Below are 17342 nucleotides of genomic sequence, written 5' to 3' on the forward strand. Positions count from 1 at the left end.
CGTTATCGAGTGCGGGCGCGACGGTGAATCCGGACCGAAAGCCGGTCTATGCGATCTGCCTCAGCACCGGCCACTGCGTCCGCACGTGGCTTTGAAGTCGGTTGCCTAGATCCGGAGCCGATGCACCCAAATCCAGCGGTCAAATCGAGCGGCGGTGCTTTCCACCATATTTGCGCCCGATGTAATCGCCGATCTGCGCCACTTCGGCCGCAGCAGCGCGGGCACCGTTCATTTGGCAGGGCAGCGGATCGCTGGCGTGATCGTTGGCGCGACGACTCACCGTTTCGCAAAGCTCCTCGATATCCGCGCGCGACAGGACGTTCTTCTCGCGCAACAGGCAAATCAGGCTCTGCAAGATGACCAGATTTTTGTCCTCGGGATCAGTTTGGAGGTCTGGGTACGTTGCCATTGGGGATCTCCTCTCACGATATGCCGAGGATATGCCGAACGTGCCAACAAGCAAGCTGTAAGATTTATCCCTCGTAAGTCCGCTGCCACCAGAGATTGAAGGTCTGGGCCTGTGCCGTAGTCATGCCCAGCCCGATTTTGCTGCGACGCATTAATGCGTCTTCGGGTATTCTAGCCCACTCGCGATCATGCATCCAGCGTGCCTCGATCTCGGTGAGGCCACCACCAAGGTCTGCGCCAAGCCCTGCTGCGTCGGTAACGTCGCCCAGCATCTCGTCGAGCAACGCGCCATAGGCATGCGCCATCCGCGCGCTGCGGGCCTCGCCTAGGAACGGCCATCGGGCACGGACTTGCGCGAGGTAGGTGGGGAAGGGGGGGATTGCCCCGCCGGGGAAAGGCCGGCTACCGGTCATGGGACGAACCGCTGCGCCAAGCGCCGGCGCGATCTTTTCCAGGGCTTCTTCGGCAAGATGGCGTGCGGTCGTGATCTTTCCGCCGAACACCGACAGCAAGGGCGCTGCGCCGGTATCGCCCAGCGTATCGAGTTCAAGGACGTAATCGCGCGTTACGGCCTTCGCCTCGCTCGCACCATCATCGTATAACGGCCGCACGCCGGACCAGGTCGAGGTGACGTCGGCGGGGGTGATCTGGCGGATGAAATGCTGGTTCGCGGCGTCGCAAAGGTAGGCGATTTCGCCCGCGTCGATCACCGCGTCCTCGGGGCGGTCGACGGGAATGTCGGTGGTGCCGATCTCGGTCTGGCCCTGATACGGGATCGCGAACACGATGCGGCGGTCCGCGAGCTGCAGGATATAGGCGTGGTCGCCTTCGTACAGCTTGGGCACGACGATGTGGCTGCCCTTGACCAGCCGGACGCCCGCGCTGGCGTTGATGCCGAGCCGGCCGAGCAGTTCTGCGACCCACGGCCCGGCGGCGTTGACCAGCGCGCGGGCGGTGACGTCGCGATCGTCCGACAGCTTTGCGCGCCAGAGTGCGCCATCGCGGCGGGCGGTGACGAGTTCGGTGCGAACCGCGATCTCTGCGCCGTTGTCGTGCGCGTCCACGGCGTTCAATAGGGTGAGCCGGGAATCGTCGACGAACGCATCGGAATAGACGAAGCCGCGCGCGCCGTTCTTGAGGGGGGCGGTGTAGGCGGTGTCGGTCTTGCGCAGTCCGCGGGACCGCTTGAGCGTCATCCGCCCGCCGAGCCCGTCGTACAGGTACAGGCCCAGCCGGACCATCCACCACGGCCGCACCGCGTTCTCGTGTGGCAGGACGAAGCGCATCGGGCGGATGATGTGCGGTGCGGCCTTCACCAGCCGTTCGCGTTCGCGCAGTGCCTCGGCGACGAGCTTGAAGTCGTAATATTCAAGGTAGCGCAGGCCGCCATGGATCAGCTTGGTCGAGGCGGACGAGGTCGCACCGGCGAGGTCGCCCTTCTCGACGAGCAGCACCGACAGGCCGTTCAGCGCCGCCTCGCGGGCGATCGCGGCGCCGTTGATGCCGCCGCCGACGATCAGGAGGTCGTAACTTTGCGTCATGCGAGAAGCTTAGCCGTTTGGTAATGGCGGGCCTACCGACTATCTCTGTGCGATGTACAAACCAAAAGCCGGTCTTCCGACGCGCGAGCAGATCCTCGACTTCATCGCCACTTCCGACGTGCCTGCTGGCAAGCGCGAGATCGCCAAGGGCTTCGGGCTCAGTGCGCAGGACAAGATCGGGCTGAAGGCACTGCTCAAGGACATGGCCGACGAGGGGCTGATCGACAGCGCCCCCGGTCGCGCGTTCCACAAGATGGGCGGCATTCCGAAGGTGACGGTGCTGCGGATCGCCGATGTCGACGATGGCGGCAATGTCTGGGCGGTGCCCGAGCGCTGGGAAGCGGAAGGCGTGCCGCCGCCGCGTTTGCGCGTACGCGAGCGCAAGCGGGGTGCGCTGGGGGTAGGCGAGCGGATCCTCGCGCGGACCGAGGAGGCCGGGAATGGCTGGATCGCGCATCCGATGAAGGTGCTCGCGCCGGCCTCCGAGCAGGTGCTCGGCGTGTTGCGCGAGGATGGCGGGCGGCTGTGGTTGATCGGCGTCGACAAGCGCGAGCGGCGCGAGTTTGCGGTGGCGGATGCAGGGGGTGCGGCGCCGGGCGATCTCGTGCTGGCGGAACTCGCGGGCAAGCCGCCGAAGATCGCCGCGCGCGTCGTATCGAAGCTTGGTGATCCATTCGCGGCGCGGAGCTTCTCGCTGATCGCGATCCACAAGCTCGGCATTCCGGACGTGTTTTCGCAGGAGGCGCTCGACGAGGCGGAGCGGGTTTCGAAACTGCCGCTAGGGGAGGGCCGCGAGGATCTGCGCGACCTACCGATCGTTGCGATCGACCCAGAGGATGCGCGCGATCACGACGACGCGGTCTGGGCGGAGGCCGATGACGATCCTTCGAATGCTGGGGGCTGGAAGGCGATCGTCGCGATCGCGGACGTGAGTTTCTACGTGCGGCCGAAGTCGGAGGTCGACCGCGAGGCGCGGCGGCGCGGGAACTCGGTATATTTCCCCGATCGCGTGGTGCCGATGCTGCCCGAGATCCTGTCGGCGGAGGTGTGCTCGCTGAAGGAGGGCGCGGACCGTGCGGCGCTCGCGTGTCATTTGCGGATCGGCAAGGATGGGTCGCTGAAGTCGTGGCGGTTTACGCGGGCGGTGGTGCGGATCGCGGCGAACCTTGCGTATGAAGAGGCGCAGGCGATCATCGATGGCATGGCCTCGAACGACGCCCCCCTGTCCGACGGCTCTATCTCGTCCGACAGCCCCAGCCCGTCACCCCAGCGAAAGCTGGGGTCTCCCTCTACAGAGGACGCCCTCGCGGCACGAGATGCCAGCTTTCGCTGGGATGACGAGCGCGTGGCTGCATCGCTTGTTCCCCTTTGGGCCTGCTGGCACGCGTTGGCCAAGGCGCGCGATGCCCGGGCACCGCTCGATCTCGATCTTCCCGAGCGCCGCGTGGTGCTCGACGAGAAGGGGCGGATCATGTCGGTATCGCCGCGCGAACGGCTCGATGCGCACCGGCTGATCGAGGACTTTATGATCGCCGCCAACGTCGCCGCCGCCAAGGCGCTGGAGGCGAAGAAGGCGCCGGTGATGTACCGGATCCACGAGCCGCCCAGCCGCGAAAAGCTGATGGCGCTCAAGGAGTATCTCGAGACGTTCGACGTGCCGTTCGCGCTGGGGCAGGTCGTGCGTCCGGCGACGTTCAACCACATCATCGAACGGATCGGCGATGCAGACTTCCGCCCGCAGGTGATGGAGCAGATCCTCCGCACGCAGACCCAAGCTTATTACGCGCCCGGCAATCATGGGCATTTCGGGCTGAGCCTCGGCAGTTACGCGCACTTCACGTCGCCGATCCGGCGCTATGCCGATCTGCTCGTCCACCGCTCGCTGGTCTCCGCCTACGGCCTCGGCGAGGGTGGTTTGCCGGCGGACGATGCGGCCAACATGGAGTCGGTCGGCGAGATCATCAGCCGGCTCGAACGTCGCGCGATGGAGGCGGAGCGCGACACCACCGACCGCTACGTCGCGGCATTCCTGTCGGAGCGCGTCGGGCAGGTTATGGACGTGCGGATCACGGGCGTGACCAATTTCGGCTTCTTCGCGACGGTCGAGGGGATCGGCGGTGATGGCCTGATGCCGGTGCGCGACCTGGGCGGCGAGTATTTCCGCTTCGACGAGGGTGCGCGGACGCTGACCGGCGAGCATAGCGGCGACGTCTTCGCGCAAGGCCAGACGCTCGAACTGCGGCTGGCGGAGGCGAACCCCGTCTCGGGCGCGCTGCGGTACGAAATGCCCGAGGGGAAGGGCGCTGCTCCCCCGATACGCGGCGGGCGCAAGCCGGTGCGCGAGATCAAGCGGCGCGGGCGTCCGGCGAACATCCGCCATCAGGGCAAGCGGCGTTAGGATTTGCGCAAACCCCCCGCGTTATGCGACGTCTTAGCGGGGGAGACTGGTATGTGGAGATTAGGTCTAGGCCGGTCGCGGCGGCGGATCGTCAATGATTTCGTCGCGGCGAAGGCGACCACGGCTGCGCGCGCGATCGCGTATGAAGCGGCTGACCAGCGGACGTTTCGACGCTTGTGCGGCTATGGCGCGATCGTCGACAACGGCGCGGGGCGCTATCATCTCGACGCAGGGAGGCTAGGCGCGTTTCGCGGTGCGGTGCGCAGGCGGGCCGCGGCGATTGCGGCGACGTCGGGAGTCGTTGCGAGTGCAGCCGCTGCTGCAACGGTGTTCGCGCTGGCGGAGTGACGGGGGCGGAGGGATACTGGGCTACACTCTGATCAGCGTCCGATAGGCCGATACGGACATCGGCCTATCGGACGCGCAGACCCTGAAAATTGTTTCCCCGCGAAGGCGGGGACCCAGACTGGGCTCCCGCCTTCGCGGGAGAACAAGGGCGCGGGTGCTGTCGCTGGATCAATGATCCCGGCTTATCACCCGACCGTGAAGCTCAGCCCCGCCTTCGCCACCAGTCGATCGCGCAGTTTCGTTCCCATCAGCGCACCCGGCGTCCAAATCCCGCCATCGCCCTCGACGTCCTGCACGAGGCACAGCGCCGCCTCGGCGATCATCTTGCTGGTCGAGCCATAGCCGGGATCGCGATCGCCCGTGACGACCGCATCGATCCGCTCCCCGCCAGGCATGATGCCGGCGAACAGCAGATCGTAATGGCCGGCGTCGCGTTCCTCCTTCGATGGTCCCTCGCCGGGCTTCGGCCCCTTGTCGCCCGAGAACGGATTGAACTTGGCGATCGCCTCGGCCGCCACCTTGCCGAGATCGCCGAGGCCGGCGACCATCATCTCGTCATAGACGAAGTCCGCGCCATAGGCCTCGCCGAGCAGGAAATTGGTGCGGTGGACGTTCTTGGTGTTGATCGGCGCCATCACGAACGGTGCGACCCAGGCGGAGATGGTCGTGTCGTATTCGGGGATCAGCCCGCTCGGCTGGTGCGGTCCGCTGAAACCCGGCGTCAGCGCGAACGGGCTGGTCAGCAGCTTGACGATTCCGGGATCGCGCGCGGCGGCAGCGAGCGTTGCCTTGACACTCGCCGAGGTGCCGCCCGAGAATGTCCCCTGCATTTTGCGGACGCGGCCTTTCACGCGGGGGGCGGGGATCCCGTATTTCGCCTTCGCGGCGTCCTGCAACGTCAGCACGCCGAGATCGAACGGGATCGAGTCGAACCCGCACGAGAACACGATCCTGGCGCCGGTGCGCGTCGCCTCGCCTTCGTGCGCGTCGATCATGTGGCGCATCCAGGCCGGCTCGCCGCATAGATCGACATAACCCGTGCCGGTTGCGGCGCAGGCGGCGACGAGGTTGGAGCCGTAAAGCTGATACGGACCAACCGTCGAGATGACGACGGTGGCGCGTTCGACCATTGCGCGGAGACTGGCGGGATCGTCCGAGTCGGCGGTAACCAGCGGCGTGTCGGCGGGCGCGCCGATCAGATCGCGGACCTCCTGGAGCTTCGCCAGCGAGCGCCCGGCCATCGCCCAGCGGGCGCCGGTCGGATAGGTCTGGACGATGTATTCCGCGACCAGCCGGCCGGTGAAGCCGGTCGCACCATAGATGACGATATCGAAGTCGCGCATATCCACCTCCTGTTTTGCCAAGTTTTGCGCTCGCGCTCGGGCCATCGCAAGCGAAACGCTGTCGTGACTCGTGGCTCGCCATCGGCGCGCCGATCTGCAAGGATCGCGGCATGGCATCCGATCGCAAAACCGTAACGTTCATCGTCGACCAGCTCGCCGCGGCGGGGGATGTCTCCGCAAAGCCGATGTTCGGCGAATACGGACTCTATTGCGATGGCCGGATGGTCGCGATGATCTGCGACGACCAGCTGTTCGTGAAGCCGACCCTAGGCGGCCGCGCGTTTGCGGGGGCAATCGACGAAGCACCGCCGTATCCGGGCGCGAAACCCTGCCTGCTGGTCGATGCGGACCGTTGGGACGATGCGGAATGGCTCGCCGAGCTCATCCGCATCTCGACTGCGGAACTGCCTCTGCCGAAACCCAAAAAGCCGAAGGTCAAGGCAGTCTAGGACCGATCAAGGCTCAGCGGTCGCGGGTCATGACACACCCGATAGGTTCGTGGCCCCGGACTGGTTGGGCGACTTTCCGCTCGAGGAAATAAGATTTGTTTCACCGCGAAGGCGGGGATCCAGACTGGGCTCCCGCCTTCGCGGGAGAACAAGGAAGAGCGGACTGTCGTTCGAACGAGTCGGTAAGGTAGCGGTTTTGTCGTGGCGTGGGATCAAGCCGCCGAACCGCGCTCGATCCTACGCCGCCTCGTTGAACTGCAAGCTCGCCAGTCGCGCGTACAGTCCGCTGTTAGTCATCAGCGATCCGTGCGAGCCCTCCTCGACGATCTGACCATCGCTCATCACTATGATCCGCTCGGCCGCGCGCACGGTGGCGAGGCGGTGCGCGATGACGAGGGTGGTGCGGTTCGCCATCAGCCGTTCGAGCGCTTCCTGCACCAGCCGCTCGCTCTCCGCATCCAGCGCACTCGTCGCCTCGTCGAGCAGCAGGATCGGCGCGTCCCGGAGCAGCGCGCGGGCGATCGTTACGCGCTGGCGCTGGCCGCCGGAAAGCCGCGCGCCGCCTTCGCCGAGGAACGTATCGAGGCCTTCGGGGAGCTTGCGCAGGAACTCGGCGGCGTTGGCGGCTTCGGCGGCGGCCCACAGCTGATCGTCGGTCGCGGACCAGTCGCCGTAGCGAAGGTTGTCGCGGGCCGAGGCGCCGAAGATGATCGTTTCCTGCGGGACCATCGCGATCCGCGCGCGGACTTCGGCAGGATCGGCGTCACGCAGGTCGATGCCGTCGAGAGTCACGCGCCCGGCGTCGGGGTCGTAGAAGCGCTGGACCAGCTGGAACAAGGTGGTCTTGCCAGCCCCCGATGGGCCGACGACGGCGACCGTCTCGCCCGGCTTCACGTCGAGCGAGAAGCCGTTGAGCGCGGCGACGTCGCGGCGGGTCGGGTAATGAAACTGTACGCCCTCGAACGCTAGCGCGCCACGTGGCGGCTGCGGCAATGCGACCGGGTTGGCGGGCGCGGCGATTTCGGGCTTTTCGCGCAGCAGTTCGGACAGGCGCCCCGCCGCGCCGGCGCCGCGCAGGAGGTCGCCATATACTTCGGTGAGCGCGCCGAACGCGCCGGCGACGATTCCGCCGGTCAGGACGAACGCCGCGATCGCGCCACCGCTGATGCGGCCCGCAGCGACGTCGATCGCGCCTTCCCACAGCACCAAAGTGATCGACCCGAAGACGAGCCCGATGACGATCGCGGTCATGACCGCGCGCAGCATGATCCGCGCACGCGCCGCCGCAAACGTCGCGGCAACCGCGTCCGAGAAGCGGATCGCCTCGCGATCCTCCTGCCCGAATGCCTGCACGACCTTCATCGCGCCGAGCGTCTCGGTCGCGATCGAGCCGACGTCGGCGACGCGGTCCTGCGACGTGCGCGAGTAATTGCGGACGCGTTTGCCGAGGAGGGCGATCGGCAGGATGATCAGCGGGATGCCGATCATCAACATGCCGGCGAGCTTGGGCGAGATCGCGAACAGATAGATCAGCCCGCCGATCCCGGTGAAGGTGTTGCGCAGCGCGATCGACACCGTGCTGCCGACGACCTGTTCGATCAGCGCCGTGTCGGAGGTCAGGCGCGAGGCGATCTCGGACGGGCGGTTTTCCTCGAAGAAGCGCGGCGTCAGGCGGAGGAGGTGGCGCTGAACGGTGGTGCGGATGTCCGCGACGACACGCTCGCCGAGCCACGAGACATAATAGAAGCGCACCGCGGTCGCGAGCGCGAGCACGACGACGATCATCAGCAGATAGTGAAACGAAGTGCCGACCGATCCGCTCGCGCCGGGGCCGAAGCCGCGGTCGATCACGCGCTTGAATCCGTAGGGAATACCGATCGTCGCCGCCGACGTCATCAACAGCGCGAGCCCGGCAAAGGCGATTTGTCGGGGATATTGCGCGGCGTGACGCCACACCATCGCGAGATCGCCGATCCGGCGGGACGTCTTCTCTTCGGGTATCGGCTTGGCCATGCGCGGTGCCTAGCAGCGGCGGGGGTGGCGCTCAACGAGAACCGGGCGACGTGAAGGGCGGCGGTGCGGACCCACCGGACCACCGCAATGGACCGAACGCCGGTCGATCGCGCGTTGCACTGCGGCAAAATTGCGTTACCACCGTGCAAAGCCCGATGAGGCGAGAGGATACCGCATGCTCTACGATGCCTATGAATTCCAGCGTTCGATGATGGCCGGTGCCAGCAAGATGGCCAGTTTCGGCGCCGATATGCTCAACAATCCGGCAAACCCGTTCGCCTATTTGGGCGGCGGTACGGTGGTCGCGTCGGCCCTTGAGGTGTTCGCACACGCGAATGCGACCCGTGGGAAACCTGCCTTCGGGCTCGACCAGACGACGATCGCCGGTCGCGAGGTCGCGGTGCGCGAGGAAATCGTGTTGCGGAAGGACTTCGGACAGCTGAAGCGGTTCGTGCGCGAGGGTGTTGGGGGCGGTCCGAAGCTGCTGATCGTGGCGCCAATGTCGGGGCATTACGCGACGCTGCTGCGCGGCACGGTCGAGCGGATGCTGCCGTTTGCCGACGTCTACATCACCGACTGGCGCGACGCACGCAGCCTGCCGCTGTCGGCTGGCCGGTTCGATCTCGACGATTATATCGATTACCTGATCGAATTCCTCGAGACGATCGGTGCGAACGAAGGGCAGGGCGGCACGCACATGCTCGCCGTCTGCCAGCCCTCGGTGCCGTGCTATGCCGCCGTTGCGCTTATGAGTGCGGACGAGAACCCGTGCCGGCCGAAGACGCTGACGATGATGGGGGGTCCGGTGGATACGCGCGAGGCGCCGACCGCGGTCAACACGCTGGCGACCGAGCGGCCGCACGCGTGGTTCGAGCAGAACGTGATCGCGACGGTGCCGGGCAATTATCCGGGTGCGGGGCGGAAAGTGTATCCGGGCTTCTTGCAGCTTGCCGGGTTCATGTCGATGAACCTTGGCAACCACATGGTCTCGCATTGGGAGATGTATAAGCATCTCGTCCAGGGCGATGGTGCCAGCGCGTCGCAGAGCCAGGATTTCTACGAGGAATACCGCTCGGTCTGCGACATGACCGCGGAATTCTATCTCCAGACGATCGACGTGGTGTTCCAGAGCCATGCGCTGCCGCGCGGGATCATGACGCATCGCGGGCGGCTGGTGGATCCGGCGGCGATCACCGACATCGGGTTGCTCGCGGTCGAGGGGGAGCGTGATGACATTTCGGGGTTGGGGCAGACGAAGGCGGCGCTGACGCTGGCGACGGCGTTGCCCGACGAGAAGAAGCGCTATTTTATGGCGGAGGGTGCCGGCCATTACGGAATCTTCAACGGCTCGCGCTGGCGGGAGACGATCGCGCCGGTGGTCGAAGAGTTCATTACCGCGAACGGGTGACCTCCCACTAGTCTCGTCACCCCAGCGAAAGCTGGGGTCTTCCCGTTGGCTCGCGTTGAGGCGCAAACCGGGAGATCCCAGCTTTCGCTGGGATGACGGGGGGGCGGTTTGCCCCCCCGTCGCTGTTACGCGATCGAGTTCACCACGGCGTGGCTGCTCGACTCGTCCGACTGGATCGTCCCGCCGAACAGCATCTTAAGGCGACCGCCGATCGAGATGTCGGTTTCCCAAAGCTCGGCGCTGTCGATGTCGAAGCGGAGCAGTGTGAGGTTGGGGTCTTCCTTGCCGCCCGGAAACCATGCCTCGACCTGGTTGTTCCAGAGCTTGTCGATCTGCGCGCGGTCGTTCGACGTCGAGACGTCACCGGCCATGCAGGCGAAGAAATCATGGCCCTTGCCGACGAACTGCGCCATCGCCGCGCCGCCCTTGGCGATGCGGTTGTCGCGGCCGGCGAAGAAGAACAGCGTGTTAGGCTGATCGTCGTCGATCTGCGCTGTCATCGGCTCGGAATGCTGGCCATCATGCAGGCCGATCATGACGAACGGGCTCGCCTTCAGCTTGTCGATGAACTTCGCTGCGACTTCCTGCGGGGTATCCTTATCGGCCATTATCATTCTCCTATGGGCTTGGATTGCCACTGAGAACGGGTGGGGCGGAGGTTGGTTGCGCGAGTGCATACGATGTCGCTTGGTGAAAGCGCGAGTTGCACGTCATTGTGCGGACGGCAGCAGTTCTGCTGTCGACCAGAAAGGATCGAGAATGTCTCTCACCGATCTGTGTCTGATACTAGGCGTGCTCTTCGCCTTCGCGACCTTGGTCGTGAAGATCATCGAAGTGGCACGTCGAGGATAAGCACACGGGCGGGGTTTGGCCTGCAAGCCAAGCCCCAAACGTATTAGAGCCCCGACCGCTGCAACGGTCGGGGCTCCCAGAAAGGCGAGAATGTCCTTCGCCAGTAAGAAGAGTATGCCTGTCGGGCATAATTTACAAGTTCACAGGACCTCGAACAAGCCGGCTGCGCCCATGCCGCCGCCGACGCACATTGTGACCACGACATACTTGGCGCCGCGACGCTTGCCTTCGATCAGCGCGTGGCCGGTCGCGCGGGCGCCGGTCATCCCGTAGGGGTGGCCGATCGAGATCGCGCCGCCGCTGACATTGAGGCGCTCGTCGGGAATGCCGAGCTTGTCGCGGCAATAGAGCACCTGCACCGCGAACGCCTCGTTCAGTTCCCACAGGCCGATATCGTCCATCTTCAGGCCGAACCGCTTGAGCAGCTTGGGGATCGCCACCACCGGGCCGATGCCCATCTCGTCGGGCTCCGTGCCACCGACCGCCATGCCGACATAGCGCCCGAGCGGCTGGAGACCGCGCTGCGAGGCGATCTTCTCTTCCATCAGCACTGACGACGACGAGCCGTCCGACAGCTGCGACGCGTTGCCGGCGGTGATCGTGAAGTCGGGGCCCATCACCGGTTTCAGCGACTGGAGGCCCTCCAGCGTGGTGTCGGCGCGGTTGCCCTCGTCCTTGGTGACCGTCACGTCCTTGTACGTGACCTCCTTCGTTTCCTTGTTCACCACGGCCATGTTGGCATCGACCGGCACGATCTCGGCGTCGAAATAGCCGGCGGCCTGCGCGGCGGCGGTGCGCTGCTGCGACTGGAGCGCGTAGGCGTCCATCGCGTCGCGGCTGATGCCGTAGCGCTTGGCGACGACCTCGGCGGTCTGCAGCATCGGCATGTAGACGTCCTTGTGCATCGCGATCAGCCGGGGATCGGGGGCGACGCGCATCTGTGGAGTCTGGACGAGGCTGATGCTCTCGACGCCCCCGCCGATCGTGATGTGCATGTTGTCGGTGATGATCTGCTTTGCCGCGGTGGCGATCGCCATGAGGCCGGACGCGCACTGGCGGTCGACCGACATGCCCGAGACGGTCACCGGCAGCCCGGCGCGCAGCAGCGACGTACGGGCGATGTTGCCGGCCTGGTGGCCCTGCTGGAGCGCGCAACCGAAGACGACGTCGTCGACTTCGGCGCCGTCGATGCCAGCGCGCTCGACCGCGGCCTTGATCGAATGCGACGCGAGGGTGGGGGCGGGGGTGTTGTTGAACCCGCCGCGATAGGCGCGGCCGATGGGCGTGCGGGCGGTGGAGACGATGACGGCTGAGCGCATTATAAACCTCTCGAAAAGCTGGCGAATGGGGAAAGAAGATTAGGCCGGGTTAGGCCAAGATCGGTTATTCGGCGGAGGGAGGAGCGACGAAGACCTGACTAAGCCATTCGGCGATCAGGGCGGGCTTGTCCTGACCCTCGATCTCGACGGCGAACTCCATCGATTGCTGCCACTGGCCTGGTTTTTTCTCGTTGAAACTCAATAGCTTGAACCGACCCCGGACCTTGCTGCCGGAGCGGACGGGGCTCAAAAAGCGGACCTTTTCGCCGCCATAGTTCACGCCCATCATCGCGTCCTCGATCTGCGGCGCGTCCGGCACCTTCGACGACAGCAACGGCATCAGCGACAGCGTCAGGAAGCCGTGAGCGATCGTGCCGCCGAACGGGGTCTGCGCCGCGCGGACCGGATCGATATGGATGAACTGATGGTCGCCGGTCGCATCGGCGAATTTGTCGATCATGGCCTGCGTGACCTCGACCCAGTCGGAAACCGTCTCGGTGCCGATGCGCTGCTGCATCTGCGCGGTGGTGATCGTCGCCACGGCATTCCCCTCAAAGCTCATTTGGCGCTAAGCGCTGAAATGTCTCTAGGCGTACAGGCAAGCGGATCGCAAGCCTCACCCAACCGGAAGCTGGAAAATGTCGACTGCCGTAACGTCCAATGCCCGTGATATCATGGCGAAGCTGTACCGCGCGAGCGAACCCGATGTTCTAAAACCGTTGCTGGACCGCGCCGCGCTCGATTCGGATTCGCGCGAGCGGGTGATGGGGCATGCACTGGGGCTGCTCGCGGACCTGCGGGCGGCGCAGAGCAAGGGCTGGGTAAACCAGTTTCTGCAGGAATATCGGCTGAATTCGTCGGAAGGCGTCGCGTTGCTGTCGCTGGCGGAGGCGTTCCTGCGCGTGCCGGATCCGGAGACGGCGGATCTGCTGATCGCCGACAAGCTGGGCGATGCCGATTGGCGCGCGCATGCGGGCAAGTCGAACTCGAAGCTCGTCAATTCGGCGACCTGGGGGCTGGTGGTCGGCCGCGTGCTGGTCGGCGAGGGATCGACCGGGCCACTGCGGCGCCTGATCAGTCGCGCGGGCGAGCCGTTCGTGCGGCAGGCGGTCGGCGCGGCGATGAAGATGATGGGCGAGATCTTCGTGATGGGCCGCACCATCGACGAGGCGATGAAGCGGATGCGCCGGCCGGAAAACAAGGGCTTCACGGCGAGCTTCGACATGCTGGGCGAGGCGGCGCGGACGCATGCCGATGCGCAGCGATACTTCCAGGCGTATGTCGGGGCGGTCGATGCGGTCGGCCGCGATCCGGCGGCGGGGCATTCGATCTCGGTCAAGCTGTCGGCGCTGCACCCGCGATACGAGGTGGCGCGGTGGAGCGAATGCGTGCCCGCGCTGACCGAGATGCTGGAGGCGTTGGCGGTGCAGGCGGCGTCGAAGGGCATCGCGCTGACCGTCGACGCGGAGGAATCCGAGCGGCTGGAGATGAGCCTGGACATCATCGGCGCGGTCGCCGGGCTGCCGTCGCTGAAAGGCTGGGACGGGTTCGGCATGGCGGTGCAGGCGTATGGCAAGCGCGCGCGGCCGGTGATCGAATGGGCGAACGGGCTGGACCGCGTGATGAACGTGCGGCTGGTGAAGGGCGCGTATTGGGATAGCGAGATCAAGCGCACGCAGGTCGAGGGGCTGGCGGACTATCCGCTGTTCACGCGCAAGGCGGCGACCGACGTGTCGTATTTGGCGGTGGCGAAGGACATGCTGGCGGCGGAGAATATCCGGCCGGCGTTCGCGAGCCACAATGCGCTGACGGTCGCGACGATCATGGAGTGGGCGGGGAACTCACGTGATTTCGAGTTCCAGCGGCTGCACGGGATGGGCGACGGGCTGTACGAGCGGCTGGTGCAGGAGAATGGGTATCATTGCCGGGTCTATGCGCCGGTCGGGGGGCATCGCGACCTGCTCGCGTATCTGGTTCGGCGGTTGTTGGAGAATGGGGCGAATTCGAGTTTCGTGCATCAGTTGGCGGACGAGCGGCTGACCGAGGCGGAGATTCTGGCGGATCCTGTGGCAAAGATCGCTGCGGTGGGGGGGAAGCGGCATCCCAGCATTCCGTTGCCGGTGGATTTGTTCGGGGCTGGGGGGCACCGGAATTCTGCCGGGTTGGATTTGAGTGATGTGGGGACGTTGGAGGCGACGGTTGCGGCGGTGAATTCCCCCTTCCCGCGTGCGGGAGGGGCCGGGGGTGGGCTCGCGCTATCGTCGTCGGCTACGGCTGGTGATGAGCGGGCAGCCGCAAGCGTTGCGGCCAGTGGTGAGCGCGTGCCCACCCCTAGCCCCTCCCGCATGCGGGAGGGGGACCAGGTCGCGGCTGCCATTGGTCGTGCGCATGCGGCGTTTCCGGCTTGGTCTCGGACGCCGGTGGATGATCGAGCTGCGTGTCTGGAGCGCCTTGCCGATTTGCTCGAGAAGCACCGCGACGAGCTGATGGCGATCTGCGTGCAGGAGGCGTTCAAGACGATTGCCGACGCGATCGGCGAAGTGCGCGAGGCGGCTGACTTCTGTCGCTATTATGCGCAGCAGGCGCGGACGAACCTCCAGGCGATCGAGTTGCCGGGGCCGACCGGCGAGCGCAACATGCTGCATATCGAGGGTCGCGGTGTCTGGGCGACGATCGCGCCTTGGAACTTCCCGTTGGCGATCTTCCTCGGCCAGACGGTGGCGGCGCTGGTGACGGGTAACAGCGTGGTCGCCAAGCCTGCGCCGCAGACGCCGCGCATCGCCGCGCTTGCGGTTGCGCTGGCGCATGAGGCGGGGGTGCCGGCCGACGTGCTGATCCTCGTGACGGGCGGTACCGAAGTCGGCGCTGCGCTGACCGCGGATGTGCGGATCCAGGGGGTCGCGTTCACCGGATCGACCGCGACCGCGCGCAAGATCGCCCGGGCGCTGCTCGACGACGATAACCGGCCGATCGTGCCGCTGATCGCGGAGACGGGCGGGATCAACGCGATGATCGTCGATTCCACCGCGCTGCCCGAGCAGGTGGTGGCGGACGTGATCGCGTCGTCGTTCCGCTCGGCGGGACAGCGCTGCTCGGCGTTGCGCCTGTTGCTGGTGCAGGAGGATATCGCGGACGGCGTGATCGAGATGCTGTCGGGGGCGATGGAGACGCTGCGGATCGGGCGCTCGGGCGATCCCGCGACCGATGTCGGGCCGGTGATTGACCAGGCTGCGTACGATAAGCTGATGGCGTACCGCGAGAGCGTGCGCGGGCAGTGGCTGAAGACGCTCGACGTGCCGACGGACGGGCTGTTCGTGCCGCCGACTCTGGTGCGGATCGGGGCGATCGAGGATCTGAACCAGGAATGGTTCGGGCCGATCCTTCACGTGGCGACCTGGGAAGCGGGCAAGCTCAGCGAGACGATCGCGCGGGTCAACGCCAAGGGGTACGGGCTGACGATGGGGCTGCACAGCCGCATCGCGCGGGCGGCCGAGGTGATGGAGGTCGAGGCTGCGGTGGGGAATCTGTATATCAACCGGTCTATGATCGGTGCGGTTGTGGGGTCTCAGCCTTTTGGGGGCGAGGGGCTTTCGGGGACTGGCCCTAAGGCTGGCGGGCCGCGGTATCTGTACCGGTTCTGTGCGGAGCGGGCGGTTTCTGTGGATACGACGTCTGCTGGGGGGAATGCGACTTTGCTGTCGTTGGATGAGGGTGGGATTTAGTCTCGGCCTGACGGGGGCCGAGGTCCCCCGCGTATAGCGCCCCCCGGCGGAATAGCGCCTCCCCGGCGGAGGCCGGGGTCCAGGTGGGAGACGTTGCTGAAGTGTGTTGCGCTTCGTTACTGCGACCTCACCAACTGGGCCCCGGCCTTCGCCGGGGTGGTGGGGGAGGGGGCAGGGCCTCGTCACGCCTAGCTTACCTCGGCGACCACGATCTCGCGCTACCCTAGCTAGCATTGTTTCCCCGCGAAGGCGGGGATCCAGACTGGACTCCCGCCTTCGCGGGAGAACAAGGTAAAGCAGCGCCGCCCTAACCGGCGCGAGCATCTCCGAGTGCGAACGCGTTCGTGCTGGCCAGCCAAGCAGATCAGGCGGGTGTCGCCGCAGGGTCGCGAGACGCCTCGATTTCCGGATACGGCATCACCATCGAGCCGTCCGGTGCGGCCATCATGTTCACCTGGGTCGGGAAGGCGATCTCGATCTTCTCGTCGTTCAAGCGCTTCAGGATCGCGATGCCGACCGCCGTGCGGCCGTCGTAGAAGCTCGCATAATCGGGGCCCTTGCTGTCGAACTGGACCTCGAAGTCGAGGCTCGACGCGCCGAAGCCGGTGAAGCCGGCGCGGGTGAAGATCTTGTCGTTGGCTTCGACGATCTCCTTCAGCATCGCGGGGATACGCGAGCAGACTTCGGGGGGCGTCGAATAGGTGACGCCGATGACGAACTTCGCGCGGCGGTGGTTACGTTGCGTGTTGTTGAGGATCTCCTTGTTGAGGAGGTTCTTGTTCGAGATCACGCGTTCCTCGCCGTCGATCCCGCGGATGCGCGTGGACTTGAGGCCGATCGCCTCGACGCTGCCCGAGGCGGTGTCGTAGCTGATCGAGTCGCCGCGGCGGAACGGGCGGTCGAAGATGATCGCGAGGGCTGCGAACAGGTCGGCGAAGATGCCCTGCGCGGCGAGGCCGATCGCGATGCCGCCGACGCCGAGACCCGCCACTAGGCCGGTGACGTTGACGCCGAGATTGTCGAGCACCACCACCAGCGCGACCGCGAACACCACGAACGTGACGAGGAGGCGGATCAGGCCCATCGCCGAGAGCAAAGCCTCGCCCGAATAATGTTCGGACTGCGTGCGGTGCTCGATCGCGCCGAGGATGATCTCGCGGATCCAGACGGCGGCCTGCATGACGGCGGCGACGGTGAAGAGGAAGTCGATCGTCTTCGATACCTCGCCGGGGGCGGCGGAATAGCCGGAGACGAGTTTCGCGGCGAGCATGACTATGAAGAAATTGCCGGTCCGTGCGATCGCCTTGCCGACGACCAGCCCCCAGCCATTCAGCGCGCGCGGGCGCTCGCAGAGCTTGCTGCCGAAGCGGCGTGCGGTGTGGAGGACGAGGACGATGACCGCGCCGATCCCGAATGCGATCAGGATCTGGAGCCAATAGGCCTGGACCCAGGCGATGCTGGCCGTGACGAAGCCCTGGGCGTGATCGCCGACGTCGCTCGCGTCGAAGATCGGCTGTTTGGGGGCGGTGGCGTTGGACATG

At 65.8% G+C, this 17342-nt stretch carries 13 protein-coding genes; 5 read left to right on the forward strand and 8 right to left on the reverse strand.

Annotated features, from left to right (window positions below; genetic code table 11):
* Positions 1–139: 139 nt before the first annotated feature.
* Together NLI89_RS06570 and glpD are read right to left on the reverse strand one after the other, a co-directional pair.
* On the reverse strand, positions 140–409 hold the full coding sequence (locus NLI89_RS06570; protein WP_254686291.1) for a hypothetical protein: 270 nt from the start codon (positions 407–409) through the stop codon (positions 140–142).
* Positions 410–473: 64 nt separating this feature from the next.
* The gene (glpD, locus tag NLI89_RS06575; RefSeq protein WP_254686292.1) at positions 474–1949 is read right to left on the reverse strand and encodes a glycerol-3-phosphate dehydrogenase; all 1476 of its coding nucleotides are present in this window, start codon (positions 1947–1949) and stop codon (positions 474–476) included.
* A 52-nt stretch (positions 1950–2001) separates the two neighbouring features.
* Here glpD and NLI89_RS06580 point away from each other — a divergent pair, with 52 nt between their 5' ends.
* Together NLI89_RS06580 and NLI89_RS06585 are read left to right on the forward strand one after the other, a co-directional pair.
* Positions 2002–4347: a ribonuclease R family protein gene (locus tag NLI89_RS06580; protein ID WP_254686293.1), complete on the forward strand. Its 2346-nt coding sequence runs from the start codon at positions 2002–2004 to the stop codon at positions 4345–4347.
* Between the two features lie 51 nt (positions 4348–4398).
* Complete coding sequence (locus NLI89_RS06585; protein WP_254686294.1) at positions 4399–4695, forward strand: hypothetical protein; 297 nt, start codon at positions 4399–4401, stop codon at positions 4693–4695.
* A 185-nt stretch (positions 4696–4880) separates the two neighbouring features.
* On the opposite strand, the gene NLI89_RS06590 is transcribed toward NLI89_RS06585, so the two are convergent.
* Entirely contained in the window at positions 4881–6038 is a 1158-nt protein-coding gene (locus NLI89_RS06590) for a saccharopine dehydrogenase family protein (RefSeq protein WP_254686295.1), read from the reverse strand.
* 110 nt (positions 6039–6148) lie between these two features.
* Between NLI89_RS06590 and NLI89_RS06595 the strand changes: the two genes are divergently transcribed.
* On the forward strand, positions 6149–6487 hold the full coding sequence (locus NLI89_RS06595; protein WP_254686296.1) for a TfoX/Sxy family protein: 339 nt from the start codon (positions 6149–6151) through the stop codon (positions 6485–6487).
* Between the two features lie 237 nt (positions 6488–6724).
* Here the strand turns inward: NLI89_RS06595 and NLI89_RS06600 are convergent, their stop codons facing one another.
* Positions 6725–8500, reverse strand: a complete 1776-nt coding sequence (locus tag NLI89_RS06600; RefSeq protein ID WP_254686297.1) for an ABC transporter transmembrane domain-containing protein — start codon at positions 8498–8500, stop codon at positions 6725–6727.
* A gap of 175 nt (positions 8501–8675) precedes the next feature.
* Here NLI89_RS06600 and NLI89_RS06605 point away from each other — a divergent pair, with 175 nt between their 5' ends.
* Positions 8676–9908, forward strand: coding sequence for a polyhydroxyalkanoate depolymerase (locus NLI89_RS06605; protein ID WP_254686298.1), 1233 nt, complete (start codon positions 8676–8678; stop codon positions 9906–9908).
* Between the two features lie 125 nt (positions 9909–10033).
* On the opposite strand, the gene NLI89_RS06610 is transcribed toward NLI89_RS06605, so the two are convergent.
* The 3 genes from NLI89_RS06610 to NLI89_RS06620 all read right to left on the reverse strand — a co-directional run bounded on the left by NLI89_RS06610 (position 10034) and on the right by NLI89_RS06620 (position 12596).
* Entirely contained in the window at positions 10034–10516 is a 483-nt protein-coding gene (locus NLI89_RS06610) for a pyridoxamine 5'-phosphate oxidase family protein (RefSeq protein ID WP_254686299.1), read from the reverse strand.
* A 384-nt stretch (positions 10517–10900) separates the two neighbouring features.
* Entirely contained in the window at positions 10901–12079 is a 1179-nt protein-coding gene (locus NLI89_RS06615) for an acetyl-CoA C-acyltransferase (protein WP_254686300.1), read from the reverse strand.
* Positions 12080–12143: 64 nt separating this feature from the next.
* Entirely contained in the window at positions 12144–12596 is a 453-nt protein-coding gene (locus tag NLI89_RS06620) for a MaoC family dehydratase (RefSeq protein WP_254686376.1), read from the reverse strand.
* A gap of 157 nt (positions 12597–12753) precedes the next feature.
* On the opposite strand from NLI89_RS06620, the gene putA reads away from it, so the two are divergent.
* Positions 12754–15801, forward strand: coding sequence for a bifunctional proline dehydrogenase/L-glutamate gamma-semialdehyde dehydrogenase PutA (gene putA, locus NLI89_RS06625; RefSeq protein WP_254686377.1), 3048 nt, complete (start codon positions 12754–12756; stop codon positions 15799–15801).
* Between the two features lie 364 nt (positions 15802–16165).
* Here the strand turns inward: putA and NLI89_RS06630 are convergent, their stop codons facing one another.
* Positions 16166–17341 (reverse strand): mechanosensitive ion channel family protein, encoded by a 1176-nt coding sequence (locus NLI89_RS06630; RefSeq protein WP_254686301.1) that lies wholly within the window; start codon positions 17339–17341, stop codon positions 16166–16168.
* Position 17342 lies beyond the last annotated feature (1 nt).

The organism is Sphingomonas faeni, from assembly GCF_024273235.1.
GTDB classification, from domain to species: Bacteria; Pseudomonadota; Alphaproteobacteria; order Sphingomonadales; family Sphingomonadaceae; genus Sphingomonas; species Sphingomonas faeni_A.

Coding starts and splice junctions, on each gene's coding strand:
- NLI89_RS06620 (WP_254686376.1), bottom strand. CDS start 12,596: ATGCAGCAGCGCATCGGCACCGAGACGGTTTCCGACTGGGTCGAGGTC.
- NLI89_RS06595 (WP_254686296.1), top strand. CDS start 6,149: ATGGCATCCGATCGCAAAACCGTAACGTTCATCGTCGACCAGCTCGCC.
- NLI89_RS06630 (WP_254686301.1), bottom strand. CDS start 17,341: ATGTCCAACGCCACCGCCCCCAAACAGCCGATCTTCGACGCGAGCGAC.
- putA (WP_254686377.1), top strand. CDS start 12,754: ATGGCGAAGCTGTACCGCGCGAGCGAACCCGATGTTCTAAAACCGTTG.
- NLI89_RS06585 (WP_254686294.1), top strand. CDS start 4,399: ATGTGGAGATTAGGTCTAGGCCGGTCGCGGCGGCGGATCGTCAATGAT.
- NLI89_RS06615 (WP_254686300.1), bottom strand. CDS start 12,079: ATGCGCTCAGCCGTCATCGTCTCCACCGCCCGCACGCCCATCGGCCGC.
- NLI89_RS06610 (WP_254686299.1), bottom strand. CDS start 10,516: ATGGCCGATAAGGATACCCCGCAGGAAGTCGCAGCGAAGTTCATCGAC.
- NLI89_RS06580 (WP_254686293.1), top strand. CDS start 2,002: ATGTACAAACCAAAAGCCGGTCTTCCGACGCGCGAGCAGATCCTCGAC.
- glpD (WP_254686292.1), bottom strand. CDS start 1,949: ATGACGCAAAGTTACGACCTCCTGATCGTCGGCGGCGGCATCAACGGC.
- NLI89_RS06590 (WP_254686295.1), bottom strand. CDS start 6,038: ATGCGCGACTTCGATATCGTCATCTATGGTGCGACCGGCTTCACCGGC.
- NLI89_RS06600 (WP_254686297.1), bottom strand. CDS start 8,500: ATGGCCAAGCCGATACCCGAAGAGAAGACGTCCCGCCGGATCGGCGAT.
- NLI89_RS06570 (WP_254686291.1), bottom strand. CDS start 409: ATGGCAACGTACCCAGACCTCCAAACTGATCCCGAGGACAAAAATCTG.
- NLI89_RS06605 (WP_254686298.1), top strand. CDS start 8,676: ATGCTCTACGATGCCTATGAATTCCAGCGTTCGATGATGGCCGGTGCC.